The organism is Gleimia europaea ACS-120-V-Col10b (assembly GCF_000411155.1).
Classification (GTDB): Bacteria; Actinomycetota; Actinomycetes; order Actinomycetales; family Actinomycetaceae; genus Gleimia; species Gleimia europaea_B.
On the sequence record NZ_KE150266.1, the window covers coordinates 723040 to 744300 of the forward strand.

A 21261-nucleotide genomic window follows, 5' to 3' on the forward strand; every position below is an offset into this window, starting at 1 on the left:
TATTGTCTTCGCCCGGGCTTTACCGGTTCGGATTATCGCCTGATTCACCGGGCTGCTGTGCGGGCACACTCCCTTCTGGTTCAGACGCCGCGCCAGAGGTAGGCTCTACTGGATCTGCCGGGGCGGGGCTTTTTGGCACTACCGGCTCCGGACTCGACGCCACGGGGGCCGATACGTTCTCGCCAGCCTGCATGCGCGCCTGGTGGGCTTCGCGCTCACTGGGGCTGAGCCGCACACCGTACTTGGGTTGCTCGCCTGGGCGTGAGCCGAAAGCACTCGGCTTCGAAAGGTCCTCCACCGCGTGAGTTGGTTGCGGATCGCGGGTCAGGTTGCCCGGAGTAGAGCGCAGAACTTGGCGAAAATCAACGGCTCCCTCTTTTGCCAAAATCGCGTAGCGCGAGGCAACCACTTGCGTTGCAGACGTGAAATCACGCTTGCCTCGGGTGAACGCATACGGCACCGACGCTAACGTCATTCCAAACACGGCGCCCATTGCCATGCCGACAAGCACGATCGCAACCGAAGCGTTCGGAGACCAAAGCGCGGAAAACAAGCCGATGAACAAGCCCAGCCAAATGCCCGACAGGAAGCCATCCCATAAGACCTTGCCCCATGTCAGGCGGCCGGTGATGCGCTCTACCAGTTGCAGGTCCGTTCCCACGATCGCGAGGCCGCGCACGTCGAAAGCCTGGTCAGAAAGGTGATCAACCGCAGCTTGGGCCTCCGCATACGTGCGGTAAGAGGCCACCTCCGTGCCCTGCGCCGGAGTTGGCAAGCCAGTAGCAGAAATTGCTTCAATAGGTTTCATACCTTCACTTTCGCAGATTAATCTGCATGTTGCCTTATCAAGCGCCCATTTTTCTCTTAGAGGTGAACATTTTGCGCTCTCGGGACGCCTCTTTGGGCGTTGCTCAGCTACCCTGGGAGTGTGAGCACTGCAGACCACAAACTTGCCCCGCGCGGAACACGCGTGTTCGTAGGAAAAGTTGCCGGAACCGGCGTTTTTGACCCCATCGGAGACCAGGTGGGGCGCATTTATGACGTCGTTTCCATCATGCGTTTGAACCGCGCGCCCGACGTAGTGGGTTTTGTGGTTGAGGTTTCAAACCGACGCCGCGTTTTTGTTCCGATCTCACGCGTCACGTCCATCGAACCGGGTGCAGTTATCACCACGGGCCTACTCAACATGCGGCGTTTTAACCAGCGTGAGGCCGAGACGCTCATCATCTCGCAATTGTTTGACCGCGTGGTATCCATGCGCGACGGTTCGGGTGAAGTGCGTATTCGCGACGTGGGAATGGAGCAGCGCCTCCCGCGCGAATGGCGAGTAACGGAACTATTCGTAGAACGCGTCACCAAATCCACGTTCGGCTTCAAACGTGCGGGCGAAACCATGCTGGTATCCGTTTCTGACGTCACAAAACTATCCACGCAGGTTGGCGTGCAGGATGCCACCAGCCTCATCGCATCCACACACCACATGAAAGCTGCAGACCTTGCCGACATTCTTCGCGACCTCCCCGAGGATCGCATGTACGAGGTGGCCTCGCAGCTGTCCGACGAGCGCCTCGCTGACGTGTTGGAAGAGCTCCCCGAGGATGATTCGGTGTCGATCCTCGAACGCCTCCAGGCGAAGCAGGCTGCGGACGTGCTGGACGTGATGCAACCCGACGACGCCGCCGACCTCATCTCTGAACTAGCGCCCCTAACCGCGCAGAACCTATTGAACCTCATGGAGCCCGAAGAGGCCGAGGATGTGCGCCGCCTCATGCGCTATGACGATGACACGGCCGGTGGCCTTATGACCACTGAACCCGTGATTTTGCCGCCCGACGCGACCGTGGCACAAATGCTGGCGAACGTGCGCAACAAGGATATTCCGCCCGCCCTGGCCGCCATGGTTATCGTGGCGAGGCCGCCGCTGGAAACCCCTACGGGCAAGTTCATCGGCGTGGTACACATTCAACGGGCCCTACGGGAACCACCGCAATCGCTACTGGGCACTATTGTGGATACGGACATTGAAACGGTGGATCCACAGCGCTCCATCCGCTCGATCACGCGCACGCTCGCAATGTACAACCTTACGGCCGTGCCCGTGGTTGACGAGCATGGGCACGTGCTGGGTGCCATTTCGGTTGACGACGTGCTCGATAACCTACTGCCAGATGACTGGCGCGATCTGGACGACTAGCTTTAAAGGGGTTTGAATGGCTGAGCGACTAGATACTCCGCTAACCAGGCGACGTTGGCTACCGCGTATCAATCTTGAATCCGAGGGTGTGGGACGCGTAGCTGAAGCTATTGCCCGCTTTTCTGGCACCCCACAATTCCTCATCTATCTATCGATATTCGTGTTCGCGTGGCTCGGTTGGAACACGTTTGCTCCCGCACACCTGCAGTTCGACAAGGCCGAACTGGGGTTCACCGCCCTCACTTTAATGCTTTCACTCCAGGCCTCCTACGCGGCTCCGCTGATTTTGCTTGCGCAGAACCGTCAAGATGACCGCGACCGCGTTACTGCCGAGCAGGACAGACGTCGCGCCGAGCGCAACCTTGCCGACACGGAGTACCTTACCCGCGAGATTGCGGGCTTGCGCCAAGCCCTGGGTGACGTTGCTACCCGCGACTTTGTGCGCTCTGAGATCCGCGACTTGTTAGAAGAAATTTTTGAACACGACCTTGCACGCGACAGGCTGCGCGAAACGCAAAACACTGACGACACCAAGGAAACCGATACGGATCAGTAGTCGGGCACGCAAGCGATAACTGTTGTGCGTACGATGGCTTGGGGAAGCGCTGGGCGGCACCAGACAGTACGCGGAGAATGAGGATTACCCGCGATCGGCATTAGGTGACCCGCGATTTGCCCGCTATTTTTCGGTAGGTTCGGAGTCTGCCTGGCTAAAACTTGCAAGCGCATCTGCCACGGTTTGAGCAAAAATCTTGGCGCCGTCATCGTCTGGATGTACGTAGTCGGAAGCGAGCAAGTCGGTGCGATCGCGGATTGCGGCGTTCCAGTCCGCTACCCGCACAACATCAGAATGCTTCTGCGCAAACTCGCGAATGAGGTTTGCCGACGGTTCCACCCACGTGGTGCGCGCGGGCCCAAAACCGGTGACGAGCACGAGGCGCCGATCCGGCCCGATGGTCTTCACCATGTCATCAAGCTGTTCGGGATCTACCGGCCCGTTGGTGGCCAGCGCAACCACCACGTATGTGCGGAGTGAGCCATCCTGGGCATCGCCGCGCATCAGGTCAATACCTTGAATTACCGAGCGAGACACCTCCGCGTCGATCTGCACGCCGGGCAGTAAATCTTGCAGGTGCGCAGCCGCAGCAACCGTCACCGAATCACCGTAAACCACGGTGTTCTCCCCCGTGGCAGGGCTCAGCGGGTGTTTCTGATCTTCCGCGCTCGCCTCGGTGGGTTGGCCCGTAGGCTCGGAGCTACCTTGCAGAGCTTGCTGGCCGCGCTCAACAGCGAGCTGCGCCTGGGTTTTTTCTGGGGCGGACAGGAGGAAGCCGAGCACGGTTCCAACCACCACAACGGCGACGAGGCCCGGCGCCATAATCCGCCGGTAGCTTTGCCACTGCGGGGCTTTGGGCATTGGCGTGGAAGGGTCGATCAGATCCCACGAGGGGCCCAGCCACCGCTTTATAGTTGCCCCGATTCCCTCCTGGCGCATAGGAACTTCAACGTAGTGGTACGAGAGCGTGGCGGCCAGCACCGACCCGGCAATCACCATCAGCGTTATTACACCCATCGAAGCGGCCGGCAACATCTTGCTGGCGATCACCCACAGGGGCCAGTGCCACAGGTAGATCCCGTAGGAGCGCTCCCCCAGCCACACCAGGGGCCGCGAATCCAACAGGTTGGCGAGGAAGTGGCCGGGCCCACCCGCCTCGTCCACCGAGGGAAGAAAGCCCTGAATCAACCCAAGGGTTGCAACCACCGCGATGAGAGTGCCCCACGGGTACACCCACGCGCGATCATCGGGAATGAGGAACCAGGTGCTCACAATGATGGCCAGCGAAATCCACGCCAGTAGGCCGCGCCACCACTTTTGCCAACCATCTGCAACCCTGTCTGGCATGCCCATCGGGTCGGTTGCCACCATTGCGAGGGCGGCGCCCAGCATCAGACCAAACGCGTGCGAATCCGTGCCCTGGTAGGCACGGGTGAACTCGGTTGTTCCCGCCGCCCAAAAAGCCATCAGGCCGGCCGAGACAACCGCGAAGATAAACGGCACCACCGGGCGCCACTTTGGGGGCAAAAATAAAATACCCACCACCACTAGAGGCCACAGAAGATAAAACTGCTGTTCCACAGCCAAGGACCAAACGTTTGTCCACAAATGTGGCTGCGCCTGGTTGAAGTAGGAAACGCCCTGCGAGATTTCCACCCAGTTGTATGAGAACGTGAGGACGCCTACGAACTGCGGCAAAATACCCACCAGCAGGTCGCGATTCAAAACCCCCGCCACAATCAAAGTGATAACAGACATCAAGGCCACAGCAGGAAGTAGGCGGCGAACGCGGCGCAACCAGAACGACTTCAAGTTAATGCCGCCAAACCGTTGATTTTCTCGGATCAAGAGGGCGGTGATTAGAAACCCGGACAGGACGAAGAACACGTCCACCCCCAGGAAGCCGCCAATCGCGACGCCGGGGATCAAGTGGTAGGCCAACACCGCTGCGGCCGCGAGCGCTCGCAAACCGTCCAGGCCACGAACTCGCCGAGCGGGGGTGCGCGCCTCGGGTCTGCGAGGAGCCTGCAGCTCCTGCTTCTTTCCTCCTGCTGACACCTGCTTGCCCGCCACTTCACCAATCACCTATTGCAACCCGCCTCGCAAATCGATAGCCCCGAGATTTTTCTGCCTCTTAGACTAACCCGGTAAGGCATCCCATCTTGAGAGCGACTAGTATGGCGTGTATGAGTACGCTTACAAAAGAACAGGTGCGCGAAGCGCTCAGCTCCGTCATTGACCCCGAAATTCAGCGGCCAATCACTGAACTGAACATGGTGGGAGACATCGACATTGACGGCGGCAACGTGACCGTCAACATTTTGCTCACCACCGCTGGCTGTCCGCTTAAGCACACCATTAATGAACAAGTTGAAAAGACCCTTTCTGCCCTGGAGGGCGTGACTGGCGTGCGCGTCATCATGGGCGCCATGAATGAGGAGCAGCGCAAGGCTTTGCGTGAGCAGCTTAACGGCGGAGTGGAGGAACGCGAGATTCCGTTCGCCCAGCCCGGATCGCTCACGCGCGTCATTGCGGTGACCTCCGGTAAAGGCGGAGTTGGGAAGTCTTCGGTGACCGCGAATCTGGCGGCCGCGATGGCTAAGCAGGGCTTGAAAGTTGGCGTGGTTGACGCTGACATTTACGGTTTCTCAATTCCGCGCATGATGGGGGTTGAGCACGAGCCGCAGGTTATTGACGGCATGATGATTCCCCCCATTGCCAATGGCGTTAAGGTCATGTCGATCGGCATGTTTGTGCCGGACGGGCAGGCCGTTGTGTGGCGCGGCCCCATGTTGCACCGCGCAATCCAGCAGTTCCTTGCGGACGTGTTCTGGGGCGACCTCGATGTTCTGCTTCTTGATCTTCCGCCGGGCACGGGCGACGTTGCAATCTCGATCCCGCAGCTTCTGCCCAACGCGGAGATCCTGGTTGTCACCACGCCGCAGCTGGCTGCCGCCGAGGTTGCCGAGCGCGCCGGATCCATCGCGGGCCAGACCCGCCAGCGCGTTGTGGGCGTAGTGGAGAACATGTCTTACCTGCCCCAACCTGACGGAACGCAGTTGAACCTCTTTGGTGAGGGCGGCGGATCTACCGTGGCAGCGCGCCTGTCCAGCGCACTTGGCTACGAGGTGCCACTACTCGCACAGATTCCGCTAGATGTGGACCTGCGTGAAGGTGGGGACGAAGGCAGGCCCGTTGCACTGTCTGACTCGCCCGCCTCAACCGTGCTAAATGACCTGGCCGCAAAGCTTGGCAAGCATGCGCGCGGTCTTGCGGGGCGCCAACTCGGCGTGACCCCCAAGTAGGGGCGGCCCGCAAAACAGCAAGAAGTAATGGAGCAGTTTTTCTGAACTGCTCCATTACTTTTACCCAAAACTATCTAATGCCCGAAAATCGTCCGGCTAGTGGCCGCAGCTACTTTCCTCGCTTCAGCGTCTTTGCCCTGGTCTTCATTGTTGGCGAGGAGGACACGCGAATCTTCCGGGGCTTTACCGGCACGACAGGCGCGGGCACAGCTGGGGACTGGGACGCCTCTGACTTCACAGGTGTTTGCGCCGAAGTTTTGCCCTCCCCACCGAAGTGAGCAGCGGACGGCTTAGATGAGGGCGGCAGCGGGGCAAGCGGGTTCATGAGCTTCTTCCACTCATCCATTTCCTCTTGCACCGCCTCGCGAATCAAACGACGCGGGTCATACTGACGTGGGTCAAGCTTTGTCAGATCAACCTGCTTGAAGTCATCACCCATCTGATCATCCAGCGAAGCCCGCCACTTTGTGAGCTGCAAGCGCGTGCTTTTCACGATGCGTGTCACGCCTTTGGCCACCGCCGGCATCCTAGAGGGGCCCACAACCAGCATGATGACCACGAGGATCACCAAGAACTCACTGCCACTGATCGAAAAACCCATATCCCTATTCTAATGGGGCACGAAACTATTAGCCCAAGACGATAAACTATACGCAACTGCGCAAACATTTTGGGAAAGGGGCGCATCATCGCTACCGATAAGGCACTAAGTTGGTCCTACTGCGAAGAATTCGTACCCGAGGGTGACGTGCTAATGGCTACGCGCCTACAGGCCGAAGACCTCGGATGCTCGCCCGTCTCCCCCGGCACCGGCGCAACCCTGCGCTCCCTCGTTGCCGCGTGCGGCGCCAAAGCAGTAGCCGAAATCGGTACGGGCACGGGAGTTTCCGGCCTGTGGCTACTATCGGGCATGAGCGAGGACGCCGTCCTGACCAGTATTGACTTTGACGCGGAACACCACCGCGTTGCCCGCGCCGCGTTTGCTGCTGCGGGCATGAGGCCACCGCGCACCAGGCTCATTACCGGCCGCGCGCTCGACGTGCTGCCCCGCATGGCCTCGCGCACCTACGACCTCATGTTCCTCGACGGTGCCGTCAGTGAAACCCCCGCCTACGTTGAGCATGCAACGCGCATGCTCCGCCCGGGCGGCCTCATGATCATCGCCCACGCCCTCTGGCACGACCAGGTAGCCGACCCCGCCAGGCGTGAACCCGACACGGTGGCGATGCGCCAGCTGGCCAAAGACATTGCTGACTCCAGCGACTGGGTGACCCAAATCCTGCCCGTAGGTGACGGCCTACTAGTCGCGATCCGCAGATAAGACAAAACAAAAATGGTGCCGGCACGTAGCCGGCACCATTTTGTAAGCGCTAAGAGATAGCCGCTTGGAGTTCTTTCGCAAGCACCTTAGCCTCATCAGGCGTGAGTTCAACAACCAGGCGCCCACCGCCCTCAGAAGGAATGCGCATCACGATTCCGCGCCCCTCCTTGGACGCTTCCATAGGCCCATCTCCGGTACGAGGTTTCATTGCAGCCACGTGTAAAATCCTTCCCCTCGTCTGCGGGCGATCACGAATTAAGCCGCCCTTACTCCCGCTTCATTCTATCGCGACCCGCCGCTTTCAGCATGAGAGAGCGCGAAACTGCCCGCATTCACGCGCCTGCTGGTCACATTCACGCACGCTACTTGCGCACCCGTTGAATGTCTTCAGGCAGGAACTTTTCGATTACCGCCATCGCCTGTTCGGGCGTGTCCACCAGGTGAATCAGATCCAGGTCGGCTTCGTGAATCATTCCTTCTTGCACCATCACGTTCCGCAGCCAGTCCACGAGGCCGCCCCAGTAGGCTGTATCAACCAGCACAATCGGGAACCGGCGAATCTTCTCGGTCTGCACCAGCGTGAGCGCTTCAAACAGTTCATCAAACGTGCCAAAACCGCCCGGCATCACCACGAACCCTTGCGAATACTTAACGAACATGAGCTTGCGGGTAAAGAAGTAGCGGAAGTTCACGCCCAGATCAACCCACTTGTTCATGCCCTGCTCGTGGGGCAGTTCAATGCCGAGGCCAACTGAGACTCCGCCCGCTTCAACCGCGCCCTTATTTGCGGCCTCCATGATCCCTGGGCCGCCGCCCGTAATGACGGCCAGGCCGCGCTCAGCGAGCATAACGCCGATCCTGTGCGCCACCTCGTAATCCTCGCTCTCGTGGTGGGTACGGGCCGAGCCGAACACCGAAATTGCGGGGCCAACTTCGGAAAGCGCGCCGAACCCTTCCACAAGTTCAGACTGGATGCGAAGCACGCGCCACGGGTCCGAGTGGATCCAATCCGCGTCGGACTGCGGCTTCAACAAGTATGCGTCCGTGGTCTCTTTTGGCACCTGCCTGCCCCTGTAAAGGAGCGGACCGCGCCGGTAAGTTGGACGTTTCGTTTTTGGGCTCACTTCTACCCCACAATCAGTGCAACATTCTGGCGACCTCGGACAGCGTGCCCGAAATCGATGGATAAACCGTGTACGCCGAAGACAGTTGATCGACCGTCATCCGGTGAGTCACCGCGAGCGTAAGCGGGAAAATCTGCTCCGACGCGCGCTCGCAAACAATCACGCCGCCGGTGATGACGCCTGTGTCGGTCTCGGCAAAAATCTTCACGAAACCATCGCGCACGCCCTGCATTTTTGCCCTCGGGTTACGCGCGATAGGTAGTTGAGCGATCTTGATGTTCATATGATTCGACCTCGCCTGCTCTTCAGTCATACCAACCGTGGCGACTTCCGGCAAGGTGAAAATCGTGGAACCAACCAGGGACACGTCCAGTGGTTTCACCGCATCGCCCAGCGCGTGCCACATCGCAATGCGCCCCATCTGTGCGGCCACCGAAGCCAGTGGGAATACCCCCGTGCAGTCCCCGGCCGCATACACGTGCGAGGCGGACGTGCGTGAGACCCTATCTACCTTCACGTGACCGCGCTCAGTTAGACGAACCCCGGCTTCCTCTAAGCCGATCCTCTTCGTGGAGGGCACGGAACCGACTGCAATCAGCACGTGGGAGCCACCTAGCACCTCGCCGGACTCCAGCTCAACCTCCACGCCTGCGGGCGTGCGCCTGGCAGCCTTGGCCCGCGCGTGACTTTTAATCACCATTCCGCGGCGCTCAAACACGTCCTCGATCAGGCGCGCGGCATCCTCATCCGCATTTGGGAGCACGCGATCACGCGAGGATACCAGCGTCACCTTGGTGCCCAACACTTGGTAGGCGCCCGCCAGCTCCGCGCCTGTAACGCCCGAGCCGATCACAATCAGATGCTCAGGCGGCTCTTTCATGCCGTACAGTTGCACCCAGTTCAAAATCCGCTCGCCATCAAACGGCGAACCCGGTAGTGCGCGCGGGCGAGCTCCGGTAGCGATCAGCACCACGTCGGCGCGTAGCACCATATTGATCTGATCTTGGGCGGCCTCGTTCCAACCCTGCGACACAAACACTTCGCGCGTGCCATCGGGAAGCAGTGACGCCCCGATCCTGCCCACTCCATCAACCACGCTCACACCGAGGGTTTCCAGACCCGCGCGAATGTCACGAGACTGGGCACTAGCCAAAGCGCGCACACGCTCATTAATCCGCATCAGATCAGCCGTTGGGCGATCCGTGCCCACGCCGATCCCAAGCTCGTCGGCCTGCTCCGTTTGCGTCAGCCACTGCGCCGTAGCAATCAGCGTCTTAGAGGGCACCACGTCGGTCAAAACCGCCGCGCCGCCCAAGCCCTGGGCTTCCACCAACGTAACCTTGGCACCAAGTCGAACCGCAACCGTTGCAGCCTCATAACCGCCCGGCCCGCCGCCAATAATTACGACCTTCGAGCCTTCTCTAACCGGCGACGCTGCCGGCTCAGCCCCCGGGCGGTGCGAACCTGAGTCCGCAGCCTGCTCGACGCTAGTCATACGATCAATCCCTCACAAAAAGATAATTGGACACTTCCTCATTGTTACCTATCAAATGGTTCTCCATCACAATTTTCCAGTAAAATGGATCGTTATGAATCAAACCATTCAAAACAATGAACTAAACGTTAATGACCCTTTTGAAAGCGCTGAAGAAGCAGCGAAATACATCGCGGATCGCACCGGCGTTAAGCAGCACGACATCGCGCTCGTGCTCGGCTCCGGGTGGGGCGGCGCCGCCGAACTCATTGGCAAAACCGTAGCGGAGATTCCCGCCCACGAAGTTCCCGGCTTCACCAAGCCAGCGGTGGAAGGCCACGTGGGCCTCACCCGCTCCATCGAACTTCCCAGCGGCAAACACGCCCTCGTTCTCGGATCGCGCACCCACTACTATGAGGGACGCGGCGTGCGCGCCGTGGCCCACGGTATTCGCACCGCCGCTGCAGCCGGCGCGAAGATCGCCGTCCTCACCAACGGATGTGGCGGCCTGCACCCCGAATGGGCGCCGGGCCAACCCGTGCTCATATCCGACCACATCAACCTCACGGCGGCCTCGCCACTAGAAGGCGCAACTTTCGTTGACCTCACCGACCTGTACTCGCAAAGGCTTCGCGACCTTGCCCGCGAAATCGACCCCACCCTACCCGAAGGCGTCTACTGCCAGTTCCGCGGGCCTCACTACGAAACCCCCGCAGAAGTGCGTATGGCAAAAGTGTTAGGCGCCGACCTTGTTGGAATGTCAACCACCCTTGAAGCCATCGCCGCGCGCGAGGCCGGGATGGAAGTACTCGGCATTTCCCTCGTCACCAACGCGGCGGCCGGAATCTCGGAAACGCCCCTATCGCACGAGGAAGTGATCGAAGCCGGACAAGCAGCAGGACCGCGTATCTCGAACCTGCTTGCCAACATTGTCCGCAACCTTTAATAGCGCCCGACCGGGCGCCCCAGCGCATGCGCTGTTACCGGAAGGAAACCCATGGCGACATTCAATGAACGCCTAATCCAACAGTGGATCGACGACGATCCAGACGAGAAATCGAGAGCTGAAATCGAAGGCCTCCTCGCCACGTATAAAGCCGGTGGTGAGGCAAGCGCCGAAGCTGAAGTCGAGTTGGCTGACCGCTTCGACGGCACCCTCGAATTTGGTACGGCTGGCCTGCGTGGCAAGCTCGGTGCCGGCCCCAACCGCATGAACCGAGCCGTCGTTATTCGCGCGGCCGCCGGCCTCGTCGCCTTCCTCAAAGAAAAAGTTGGAGACGACTTCACCATGGTTGTGGGCTATGACGCCCGCTATCAGTCTGACCAGTTCGCGAAAGACACGGCTGGCATCGCCACCGCAGCAGGGGGGAAGGTGTACCTGTTTGACCAGCACCTACCCACACCCGTTACTGCTTTTGCTCTGCGCCACCTTAACGCCGACGCGGCGGTCATGGTCACGGCCTCGCACAACCCGCCCCAAGACAACGGCTACAAGGTGTACTTGGGCGGGCGAACCGTCAGCGATTCGGGCCAGGGCGCGCAAATCGTGCCCCCGTTCGACGCGCAAATCTTTGCCCAGATCAAGGCGGTAAAGTCCATCAAGGCCATTCCGATTGCCGAGGACGGGTGGCAAACCCTGGGCCAGAATATTTTGAACGAATACCTGACCCGCGCGGCATCACTCGTGCCCGAGGGCCAAAAAGACCTGCGGATCGTCCTCACCTCCATGCACGGCGTGGGCGGCGACACGTGCCTCGAAGCACTTAACCGCGGCGGTTTCAAGGACGTTCACATCGTCAAGGAACAGCACGATCCCAACCCGGACTTTCCTACCGTTGCGTTCCCGAACCCGGAGGAGCCGGGCGCTTTGGACCTATCTTACGAACTTGCCCGCAAGGTAGATGCCGACCTCATCCTCGCCAACGATCCGGATGCGGACCGCATGTCGGCCGCTATTAAGGATCCGCGTGCCAAGGGCGGCTGGCGGCAGCTGGCCGGCGACGAAGTGGGCACCTTGCTGGGGGAGAAAGTCGTGCGCGAACACGCCGGAACCGACGCGGTGGTGGCCAACTCGATCGTGTCTTCACGCTTGCTGTCCCAGATTGCCGCGCACTACAACGTGGCCTACAAGGCGACGCTCACCGGCTTCAAGTGGATTTCGCGCGTACCCGGGGTTGTATTTGGTTACGAGGAAGCCCTGGGCTATTGCGTTGACCCAGACTATGTGCGCGACAAGGATGGCATCACCGCTTGTCTCGAGCTCGCCCAGATGGCTGCGGAGCGCAAGGCCGCCGGCTCGTCACTGCTGCAGGCCCTAAACGACCTCGCCCGCCGTCACGGCCTGTACGCAACCGCTCCCCTATCTATCCGCGTCGCAGACCTATCGCTCATTCCCAAGGGCATGGAGAACCTACGCGGGGGTAGCCTCAAGGAGCTTGCCGGCTCGCCGCTGAAGTCCGTTACGGACCTGTCTGCAGGCTCTCCAGAGCTTCCGCCCACAGACGGCCTCGTGTTCCTGTCCGAACGTGGCGACCGGGTTGTGGCCCGCCCGTCCGGCACGGAACCGAAGCTCAAGTGCTACCTCGAAACCATTGTTGCGGTTCCCGAGGGCGCCAGTATGGACGACGTTCGTGACGAGGCTGACCGTCGCCTCGAACTCATGAAGAAAGACATGCGTGAGGCGCTGGGTATCTAACGCATAGCTGGTAGTAGATCCGCAAAAGGTTTGGGCCGGGCATTTGCAAATGCCCGGCCCAAACCTTTGTTATCTCAGATTAGTCATCCATGCCCGCGAGGATAGCCTTCGACGAAGACAGTCCCAGGCGGGAAGCACCAGCCGCAACCATTTCCAGCGCGGTCTTGGTGTCACGAATACCGCCCGAAGCCTTAACGCCCAGGCGATCCCCCACGGTCTGGCGCATCAGCTTCACAGCGTGAACCGAAGCGCCCCCGGCCGGGTGGAAACCCGTGGAGGTCTTCACATAGTCAGCTCCCGCTGCCTCAGCAGCCTTACAGCAAGCCACGATCTCCTCATCAGTCAGCGCCGCAGACTCGATGATGACTTTCAAAAGCGCGCCTTCGCTAGCTTCGCGGACAGCGCGAATGTCAGCCTCGACCTCGGCAAACTTGCCTTCCTTAACGAGCTTCAAGTTCACAACCATGTCGATTTCCTGCGCGCCCAGCGCAACCGATTGGCGTGCCTCGGCGGCTTTTACCTCCGGCATGTGTGCACCCGAGGGGAAGCCACACACCACGGCGACCTTCAGACCCTCAGGAACCTCAATGGGGAGCTGGTTCGGAGAAACGCAAACCGAGAAAGTGCCCAGTTGCGCGCCCTCTGCAATCAATGCCGCAACGTCCTTCGCGGTCGATTCCGGCTTCAGCAGGGTGTGATCGATCATTTTTGCAAGTTCTGCACGCTTCATGTTTTCTCCATTCCTTCCGGTATTACAGCAACGAGCACGCGCTGCCAATTTCCAAACGCGCGCTCGCGTGTGCACGAGTGGGAGCGGGCAACAAAATCGTTCCACTCCATCGTCCAATATTTGCCCTCTGCGGGCTCAAAAATCTCTATTTGCTCGCCCCGCATGGAGGCGGTAATCACGTGACGGGGAATCACATCTGCAAAACACCACGGTTCTTTCAGCTTCAATGTTCCCCCGCCCGTGAAGAACGCGACGTCCGCGCCCCTTTTCAGGGCGGACAACGCCAAATCCTCAATGCCCGGAATCCATGCGTATCGCCGATACGTCAGGCCCGTAGCGCGATTAAGCAGGCCCGTCATCGCCCATGTGGAAGTGCCTAGCCTACGGGGCCAGGGCACTCCCATGCGCGAGGCGATGCGGTGAACGCGTTCTTGTTCCAAAGCTGCCTCAGCTGCGTTCATGTCCGCATATTTGTGGACAGAGGGCACGTGTTTTGCGGCCACCTGGAGGGCGGCCGCAATGCCACACGTCGTATCCGTAGCCTGCTTATGCATCAGTTAGCTAATCCGATCCAGCACCACGGAGGCGCGCTCAGCCGGCTTCTCATCGCTAATATCGTAGCCGCCTTCCAGCGTCTGCAATGCGCGTTCGAAACGCTCCGGCGTTGCCGTGTGCAGCGTCATGAGTGGCTGTCCCTTAACGACCTTGTCGCCCGGCTTAGCGTGCAGTTCAATGCCGGCAACTGCCTGAACATCCTCGCCCGCGCGGGCACGACCAGCGCCAAGACGCCACGAAGCCACGCCAACCGAAAGCGCGTCGAGGCGGGTTAGGTAACCGTCGCGCTCGGCAACAACGTCGTGCGTGTCCTTTGCCACCGGAAGTGGAGCATCCGGATCACCGTCCTGAGCGATAATCATTTCCCTCCAGCGATCCATTGCGCGACCATCCTTCAACGCGGCCTCAACATCCGCGTCCGGCTTGCCAGCAGCGGTGAGCATCTCGCGAGCAAGCTCCACGGTTAGCTCAACGACGTCAGCCGGGCCGCCCCCGGCGAGCACCTCAACGGACTCGCGAACTTCGAGGGCGTTACCAACGGTAAGACCCAGCGGGGTGGACATATCGGTAAGAAGCGCGGAAGTCTTAACCCCGTGGTCAGTACCAAGATCAACCATCGTGCGGGCAAGCTCGCGTGCCTTATCCAGATCCTTCATGAACGCGCCGGAGCCGACCTTCACGTCCAGAACGAGCGAGTCGGTGCCCTCCGCGATCTTCTTCGACATGATCGATGTGGAAATCAGCGGAATACAATCCACGGTGGAAGTGATGTCGCGCAGCGCGTACAGCTTCTTATCCGCAGGGGCGAGGCCAGAACCAGCTGCGCAGATTACGCATCCGGGGCCGGCCAGCATGTCAACAACTTCCTGGTTAGATAGGTTAGCCCTCCAACCGGGAATGGACTCCAGCTTGTCGAGAGTGCCACCCGTATGTCCGAGTCCACGGCCGGAAAGCTGGGGGACAGCCACGTCGAATGCTGCTACCAGCGGGGCGAGGGGTAGCGTGATCTTGTCACCCACTCCCCCGGTTGAATGCTTATCTGCGGTGCGGCGCGGTAGCGAGCTGAAGTCCATGCGCTCACCGGAGTTAATCATTGCAAGCGTCCACCGCCCAATCTCAGCGCGCGTCATTCCGTTTAGGAAGATCGCCATCGCCATGGCCGCCATCTGCTCTTCACCCACGTCACCGCGAGTGTAAGCGTCAATGATCCAGTCGATTTCTTCGGGGGTTAGTTCCCCGCCGTCACGCTTGTGACGGATAACGTCTACTGCGTCAAAAGTTTTCATCATTCTATGACCTTTCAACTTCATCTAGGTCGTCTGGGCCGAACGCGTCTGGAAGGACCTCGGCCATGGTTTGGATGCCTCGGGGCATTTTCATAAGAAGCTGTTTGCCTCCGTGCTCGAACAGGATTTGGCGACACCGGCCGCACGGCACAATATGGTCACCTTCCTGGTTCACGCAGGTGAATGCGACAAGGCGCCCGCCGCCTCCGTTAATGAGGTCGGAAATCAGGCCACATTCTGCGCATAGTGTGACTCCCAAGCCCGCGTTCTCCACGTTGCATCCAGTGACAATGCGCCCGTCATCCACGAGCGCAGCAGCGCCCACGCGGTAGTTCGAGTAGGGCGCGTAAGCTCTGCTGTTTGCAGCTACCGCAGCTTCGTACAGCTTGGTCCAGACTTCTTCATTAATTTCAGTCATGGTGTTCCTTAGGGATCTCCGTTAGCCCCCAAGAATTTGGGGGCTAACGGTTGGTAGATTCCGGTTTACGGGTACGGTTTGCCTTCAGCGGCAGGAGCGCGGACTACGCCAACAAAACCTGCAACCGCGAGGATCGTAATCATGTACGGGATCATCAGCAGGAACTCGGACGGCACATTCGAGCCAACTGCCTGCATGATGGCACCCAGGTTCGTCGCAAAACCGAACAGGAGGGCAGCACCGAACGCGCCCTTCGGGTTCCAGCGTCCAAGGATCATTGCGGCAAGGGCAATAAAGCCGTTGCCCGCAGCCATGTCCTTCGAGAATGCGAGGCCCTGACCGATCGTGAAGAACGCGCCACCCAGGCCAGCAAGAGCGCCACCCAACAGGACGTTCATCCACCGCGTGCGATTAACCTTGATACCCACAGTGTCAGCAGCGCGCGGGTGTTCACCACACGCCCTCATGCGCAATCCCCAACGGGAATTGAACACCATGAACTGCAAGATGATCACCGTGACAAACATCAGGTAAACGAGGATCGACTGGTTGAACAGGATCGGACCGATTACGGGGATGTCTGCAAGTACGGGGATCTTCAAGTTGGGAAGGCGATTAACCGAGTTCAAAGTCTCCGCGTTGTACTTCAGTACCGTGGAGTAAAGGAACGAGGTCAGACCAACCACCAGCATGTTCAGCACTACACCCACGATGATGTGGTCAGTGCGGAAGTTAATGGTGAACAGTGCGAGGAGCACGGCAACGAGCGCCCCCGCGATGGGAGCGCCAATGAGGCCAAAGTACGGGTTGCCCGCAACGGAAGCCACAACCGCGCCGAGGAAAGCGCCAAAGAGGAGCTGACCTTCAATCGCAATGTTAATGATGCCCGAACGCTCGTTTACAACACCCGAAAGCGCACCGAATACGAGCGGCGTAGCAAATGCTAGCGCGCCGGTCAGCAGCGACACGGCCGGCAGGTGTGCGTCCTTGCCCGCAATAGTGGACAGGAGGAACGCAATCACGAATGGCACGGCCACCACTACGAGTAGCCAGCCGTTTACGTTCTTGCGTTCCTTAGCCAAGTACCAGATGTATCCGGTTACGGGTACTGCGATTAAGGCCATGATCCACGATGTGAGTCCGGCCGGCAAAGTGGTATTTGGAATGGTGAACCACGAGGTTGCCCCCGCCCAGGAGATCGTCGAGTCTCCCCTGGTGGTGAGAGCAATTATGACCGTTAGGACTGCCATTACGGTTGCTGCGATCGGATCGCGCAACTGCATCTTCAGGCGGATATCGTCCCCGGCCTTCTTGTGCTTAACTACGGTTTCAGTACTCACTTTGCGGCCTCCTTCTTAACTCCAGCCGAGGCGCGCGCAGCTACCTTTCGCTTGTTGCGGTAGTACTGAACTGCTTCAGATGCCGCGATAAGCAAAACGATGATCGCCTGCGTGACCTGAACGATATCCACGGGAATTCCAGCGGCTGCCTGCATGGTGGAACCGCCGGCAGCGAGTGCACCAAACAAAATGCCGGCGAGCACGGTGCCCAGCGGCGTCGATTTACCAAGTAGCGCAACCGTGATTGCGTCGAAGCCGTAGGAGCCAGCCGTCGCGCTCGTCAGGAACTTCTCGGTACCCAGCACCGGGGCGGTACCGGCAAGACCGGCGAGGCCACCCGAAATGACGAGGGTCAAGAAGATAACGCGCGGAACGGAAATACCTGCTGTGCGAGCAGCGTGCGGGTTTGCGCCTGCGGCGCGAAGCTCGAAGCCGAACGTGGAGCGCTCCAGAAGCCACCATACGAATACGGCGGCGAGGATCGCGATGATGAATGAAAAGTCCAGACGGTAGCTTGAGCCGAGCAGGCTCGGGTACGCGGCCGTGTTGGCAACGTACATTGACTTACCAGCAGACCCGTCTCCCTTCATGAACTCTTGGCTCAGCGTCCACGAGAGGAACAGCAGAGCAATAGAGTTAAGCATGATGGTGACGATAACTTCGTTAGCACCAACCTTTGCCTTCAAGAAGCCCGGAATCGCGCCCCACAGAGCACCGCCCACAACAGCACACACAATCGCAACGATGAGGTGCAGGCCAGCTGGAAGGTGCAGGTGGATGCCCACAACCGTGCCCACGAAAGCACCCATGATCAGCTGCCCTTGAACACCAATGTTGAACAGGCCGGCGCGGAACGAAACCGCGATTGCAAGGCCGGCAATGATCAAAGGTACCGAACGCGTTAGCGTCTCCAAAAGAGGCTTAATACCAACCGCAAAAGAATCTGCCTGGTAGTTGTAGATGGAGCCTCTAAACAGGGACGAGAAGAAGCTTTGGAACGTAGCTCCCGCCGCGTTGAAGAAGTCAGACGGCTGGGCAAAAAGGTAGCCGGCAGCGGCCTGTACGTCCTCGTTGAAGATAACGACGATCAGCGCACCCAGCACCAGGGCAACAGCAATCGCGCCGAGGATAACGGCCGTGTTGATCGAGAATAGGCGTTGCGTCAGGCGGCTACCGAAAGGAACCTTTTCAGATTCTGTTTTCTTTTCCTCCTGCTTTTTAGCTTCGCCTTCCTGCATCTTCATTTCGCCGGTCAGCTTCTGGTCGGCCGGCTGCGGATTTGTTTCCTGACTCATTCGCCAGCCTCCTCAATCTTCGTCGTGTGAGCCTGTTCTTTTGCCTCTTCCAGAGGCACACCAGCCATCATGAGGCCGAGAACAGAACGCGGCGTTCCCGCCGGAACAATGCCTACGATCTTGCCGCGATACATGACCGCGATACGGTCAGCAAGCGCGTCCACCTCGTCAAGCTCGGTAGAAATCACCAGAACAGCGGTGTCGTTATCGCGTTCTTGTACGATGCGCTCGTACACGAATTCGATAGAACCAACGTCCAAGCCACGAGTGGGCTGTGCGGCGACAAGAGTCTCAAGATCGCGCGAAAGTTCGCGCGCCAAAATGGCCTTCTGCGCGTTACCACCCGAAAGCGTAGAAATCGGATCGTGAACCGAAGTCACGCGCACGTCAAACATGTCGCGCAGTTTCTCCGCGTTCTTCTCTACCACGGCGGGCAACATATTAATGCCCTTCGCGAAAGGCTCGCGGTCATAAACGTCCAAGATCATGTTCTCCGCAATCGAGAACGAAGCGATCATGCCGTTTGTGGACCTGTCTTCCGGTACGAAGCCAAGACCCTTCTTCTGCAAACGCTCCTTGATGGTGAAAGCGGAAAGATCTTCACCGCTGATCTTCACTGAACCAGAGTTCGGCTCAATATCGCCCAGGATCGCTTTTGCAAGCTCGGTTTGGCCGTTCCCCTGCACGCCCGCCACACAGACGATTTCGCCCTTGTGAACATCTAGATTCACGCGGTCAAGCAGGATGTTGCCCTCTTCGCTCACAACCGACAAGTCCGTGACCGAAAGGCCTACTTCGCCCAGCTTCGGCTCGCTCTTATCGACGTCAAGCTTGACGGGACGGCCCACCATCTGGGAGGCCAGTTCGGTTTCTGTAGACTGCGGGGATGCCTCCCCCACAACCTTGCCGCGCCTAATCACCGTGATTCGGTCTGCAACCGCGCGCACCTCACGTAGCTTGTGGGTGATGAACACGATCGAAGTGCCCGATTCCTTAAGTTGCACCATGATGTCCATGAGCTCATCGGTTTCTTGCGGCGTGAGCACTGCGGTGGGCTCATCTAGAATCAGCACCTTGGCTTCACGAGAAAGAGCCTTAATGATCTCAACGCGCTGCTGCGCGCCAACAGAGAGATCTTCAATCCGGGCGTCCGGATCAATGTCGAATCCGAAACGGGCAGAAAGGTCGTTTACCAGCTTGCGCGCCTTAGCTTTATCAATAACGCCAAGCGCGCCAGTAGGCTCGTAGCCGAGGGCTACAGATTCCGCCACCGTGAAGACAGGCACCAACATAAAGTGCTGGTGCACCATACCAATACCGGCTGCGACCGCATCTCCGGGGCCGCTGAAATGAACCGGCTTATCATCAATTAGGACCTCACCGCCATCTGGCTGGTAGAGGCCGTAAAGGACATTCATCAAAGTTGACTTGCCCGCACCATTTTCCCCTAGAAGAGCATGGATCTCCCCAGGTTCAACGGTGATGTTTATGTTGTCGTTAGCGACGAGCGGGCCGAAAACTTTGGTGATGCCTCGAAGCTCGAGTTTCACTATGTTTTCCTTCGTTTCAAAGCGCCAAAAGAGCCAGATAAGGCCCGGATGCCGAGAAGGGCGCCCGGGCCTTATCTACCTGGCCTTGGCCAGCTCTGTGTGTTACGGCTGGTTCTTGGACTCAACCTTGATCTTGCCAGCGATGATGTCCTGCTTGATCTGCTCGATCTCATCCTTGAGCTCTGCAGGAACCTTCGAGTCGAAATCGTGGAACGGAGCGATCGAAACGCCACCGTTCTCGAGATCGCCAACGTACTGCTCCGAAGACCAGTTGTCATCAGCAACGGACTTGATCGTGTCGAACACAGCCTGGCCGATTTCCTTCATCACCGAGGTGAGGACGTACTTACCCTGCTCCGGCTGGGTGAGGTAACCATCAGCGTCAACCCAGATGATGGAAACGCCGTCCGCCTCAGAAGCAGCGGTGAGCGCACCCGCGCCAACCGGGCCTGCTACCGGCATAATGATGTCGGCGCCCTGGTTGATGAGCTGCTGAGTGGTGTTCTTGCCCTTAGCAACATCGGAGAAGTCGCCGGTGTAAGAGCCTTCCTGGCTCTCCATGTTCCAGCCCAGAAGCTTCACGTCGGTCGAGTGAACCTCGTTGTACTTCATCATGCCGCCTTCGAAACCATCAGCGAAGATAGCGGTCGAAGGGATCTTCATACCAAGGAAGGTACCGATCTTACCGGTCTGAGTCATGCCCGATGCGAGGTAGCCGGCGAGGTAGCCCGCCTCAGCGGTGTTGAATACGAGCGCGCGTGCGTTCTCCGGGTTGTTTTCGAAAGTCGAGTCAACCAGAGCGAACTTAACATCCGGGTGCTCAACAGCCTTAGCCTCAAGCTGAGAAGCCATCTTGAAACCAACGCCGATGATGAGGTCACAGCCCTCATCGACCATCGTGGAGATGTTCGGATCGAAGTCAGCATCCGAGTTCGACTCTGCGGTCTTAACCTCAACGCCAAGTTCCTTCTGCGCGCGCATCAAGCCCTCATAGCCCGACTGGTTAAACGACTTGTCATCAAAGCCGCCCTCGTCAGAAACCATGCAAGCCTTGACGTTGCTCGCGCCCTTGGCGCCGCCCGTCTCACCGCTCGTGCCGTCGTTGCCGCCCTGATCCGGGGCCGAGCCACAAGCTGCCAGCATCAACGCTGCTGCTGCAGCAACTGCAGACACCTTAATCGTTTTCTTCACAGTTCCTCCTGTGGAAAGGTTTAAAAAGTATGACGAGTCTCCCCCAAAATGCGACGGGGTCCGCTCGCGTGCACGTAACAGTATAACCGATACAGAAAGCCTCCAGGACATTCCTGCAAGATCGTAAGCTAACAGTTATATTTGCAGGCTTTTCTGCCATTTGGGCCCGCACTTCGCGCCGTCAAGTCAAATAAAAAGCGGATTGGGAGACGCACGTCTCCCAATCC

The 21261-nt window shown here is 59.0% G+C and carries 20 protein-coding genes; 6 read left to right on the forward strand and 14 right to left on the reverse strand.

From position 1 onward, the window contains the following. Positions 1-19: 19 nt before the first annotated feature. Positions 20-808 carry a YflT domain-containing protein gene (locus tag HMPREF9238_RS03280; RefSeq protein WP_016444021.1) on the reverse strand — a complete coding sequence of 263 codons (789 nt, stop codon included), beginning with the start codon at positions 806-808 and terminating at the stop codon, positions 20-22. A gap of 120 nt (positions 809-928) precedes the next feature. On the opposite strand from HMPREF9238_RS03280, the gene HMPREF9238_RS03285 reads away from it, so the two are divergent. Then, a complete protein-coding gene (locus HMPREF9238_RS03285; RefSeq protein WP_040316670.1) occupies positions 929-2194 on the forward strand; it encodes a magnesium transporter MgtE N-terminal domain-containing protein in 1266 nt (421 codons plus the stop codon). 16 nt (positions 2195-2210) lie between these two features. Continuing rightward, positions 2211-2750, forward strand: coding sequence for a DUF1003 domain-containing protein (locus tag HMPREF9238_RS03290; protein WP_016444023.1), 540 nt, complete (start codon positions 2211-2213; stop codon positions 2748-2750). Positions 2751-2873: 123 nt separating this feature from the next. Here HMPREF9238_RS03290 and HMPREF9238_RS03295 read toward each other — a convergent pair whose 3' ends face one another. Further along, positions 2874-4835, reverse strand: a complete 1962-nt coding sequence (locus tag HMPREF9238_RS03295; protein WP_016444024.1) for an acyltransferase family protein — start codon at positions 4833-4835, stop codon at positions 2874-2876. A gap of 92 nt (positions 4836-4927) precedes the next feature. Here HMPREF9238_RS03295 and HMPREF9238_RS03300 point away from each other — a divergent pair, with 92 nt between their 5' ends. Next, positions 4928-6055 (forward strand): Mrp/NBP35 family ATP-binding protein, encoded by a 1128-nt coding sequence (locus HMPREF9238_RS03300; protein WP_016444025.1) that lies wholly within the window; start codon positions 4928-4930, stop codon positions 6053-6055. A 109-nt stretch (positions 6056-6164) separates the two neighbouring features. Here the strand turns inward: HMPREF9238_RS03300 and HMPREF9238_RS08565 are convergent, their stop codons facing one another. After that, positions 6165-6656 (reverse strand): twin-arginine translocase TatA/TatE family subunit, encoded by a 492-nt coding sequence (locus HMPREF9238_RS08565; RefSeq protein WP_016444026.1) that lies wholly within the window; start codon positions 6654-6656, stop codon positions 6165-6167. Positions 6657-6725: 69 nt separating this feature from the next. Between HMPREF9238_RS08565 and HMPREF9238_RS03310 the strand changes: the two genes are divergently transcribed. Then, positions 6726-7376 (forward strand): O-methyltransferase, encoded by a 651-nt coding sequence (locus HMPREF9238_RS03310; RefSeq protein WP_016444027.1) that lies wholly within the window; start codon positions 6726-6728, stop codon positions 7374-7376. Positions 7377-7425: 49 nt separating this feature from the next. Here the strand turns inward: HMPREF9238_RS03310 and HMPREF9238_RS08760 are convergent, their stop codons facing one another. The 3 genes from HMPREF9238_RS08760 to HMPREF9238_RS03320 all read right to left on the reverse strand — a co-directional run bounded on the left by HMPREF9238_RS08760 (position 7426) and on the right by HMPREF9238_RS03320 (position 9995). Continuing rightward, positions 7426-7593 (reverse strand): DUF3117 domain-containing protein, encoded by a 168-nt coding sequence (locus HMPREF9238_RS08760; RefSeq protein WP_083938911.1) that lies wholly within the window; start codon positions 7591-7593, stop codon positions 7426-7428. A gap of 145 nt (positions 7594-7738) precedes the next feature. After that, positions 7739-8500, reverse strand: a complete 762-nt coding sequence (locus tag HMPREF9238_RS03315; protein WP_040316466.1) for an LOG family protein — start codon at positions 8498-8500, stop codon at positions 7739-7741. 13 nt (positions 8501-8513) lie between these two features. Next, complete coding sequence (locus HMPREF9238_RS03320; protein ID WP_016444030.1) at positions 8514-9995, reverse strand: NAD(P)H-quinone dehydrogenase; 1482 nt, start codon at positions 9993-9995, stop codon at positions 8514-8516. A gap of 94 nt (positions 9996-10089) precedes the next feature. Between HMPREF9238_RS03320 and HMPREF9238_RS03325 the strand changes: the two genes are divergently transcribed. Together HMPREF9238_RS03325 and HMPREF9238_RS03330 are read left to right on the forward strand one after the other, a co-directional pair. Continuing rightward, on the forward strand, positions 10090-10920 hold the full coding sequence (locus HMPREF9238_RS03325) for a purine-nucleoside phosphorylase (protein ID WP_016444031.1): 831 nt from the start codon (positions 10090-10092) through the stop codon (positions 10918-10920). Between the two features lie 51 nt (positions 10921-10971). Beyond that, the gene (locus HMPREF9238_RS03330) at positions 10972-12669 is read left to right on the forward strand and encodes a phospho-sugar mutase (protein WP_016444032.1); all 1698 of its coding nucleotides are present in this window, start codon (positions 10972-10974) and stop codon (positions 12667-12669) included. A gap of 79 nt (positions 12670-12748) precedes the next feature. Here the strand turns inward: HMPREF9238_RS03330 and deoC are convergent, their stop codons facing one another. The 8 genes from deoC to HMPREF9238_RS03370 all read right to left on the reverse strand — a co-directional run bounded on the left by deoC (position 12749) and on the right by HMPREF9238_RS03370 (position 21034). After that, positions 12749-13399, reverse strand: a complete 651-nt coding sequence (deoC, locus tag HMPREF9238_RS03335) for a deoxyribose-phosphate aldolase (RefSeq protein WP_016444033.1) — start codon at positions 13397-13399, stop codon at positions 12749-12751. Then, positions 13396-13953 carry a hypothetical protein gene (locus tag HMPREF9238_RS03340; RefSeq protein WP_016444034.1) on the reverse strand — a complete coding sequence of 186 codons (558 nt, stop codon included), beginning with the start codon at positions 13951-13953 and terminating at the stop codon, positions 13396-13398. The genes deoC and HMPREF9238_RS03340 overlap by 4 nt, the downstream gene beginning before the upstream one ends. Positions 13954-13956: 3 nt before the next feature. Next, a complete protein-coding gene (locus tag HMPREF9238_RS03345) occupies positions 13957-15240 on the reverse strand; it encodes a thymidine phosphorylase (RefSeq protein ID WP_198009490.1) in 1284 nt (427 codons plus the stop codon). Between the two features lie 4 nt (positions 15241-15244). Further along, positions 15245-15658: a cytidine deaminase gene (locus tag HMPREF9238_RS03350; protein WP_016444036.1), complete on the reverse strand. Its 414-nt coding sequence runs from the start codon at positions 15656-15658 to the stop codon at positions 15245-15247. Between the two features lie 65 nt (positions 15659-15723). After that, the gene (locus tag HMPREF9238_RS03355) at positions 15724-16998 is read right to left on the reverse strand and encodes an ABC transporter permease (RefSeq protein ID WP_016444037.1); all 1275 of its coding nucleotides are present in this window, start codon (positions 16996-16998) and stop codon (positions 15724-15726) included. After that, a complete protein-coding gene (locus HMPREF9238_RS03360) occupies positions 16995-18293 on the reverse strand; it encodes an ABC transporter permease (RefSeq protein ID WP_016444038.1) in 1299 nt (432 codons plus the stop codon). Before HMPREF9238_RS03360 ends, HMPREF9238_RS03355 begins: the two co-directional genes overlap by 4 nt. Then, positions 18290-19843 (reverse strand): ABC transporter ATP-binding protein, encoded by a 1554-nt coding sequence (locus tag HMPREF9238_RS03365; RefSeq protein WP_016444039.1) that lies wholly within the window; start codon positions 19841-19843, stop codon positions 18290-18292. Before HMPREF9238_RS03365 ends, HMPREF9238_RS03360 begins: the two co-directional genes overlap by 4 nt. A gap of 102 nt (positions 19844-19945) precedes the next feature. Next, positions 19946-21034 (reverse strand): BMP family lipoprotein, encoded by a 1089-nt coding sequence (locus tag HMPREF9238_RS03370; RefSeq protein ID WP_016444040.1) that lies wholly within the window; start codon positions 21032-21034, stop codon positions 19946-19948. Positions 21035-21261 lie beyond the last annotated feature (227 nt).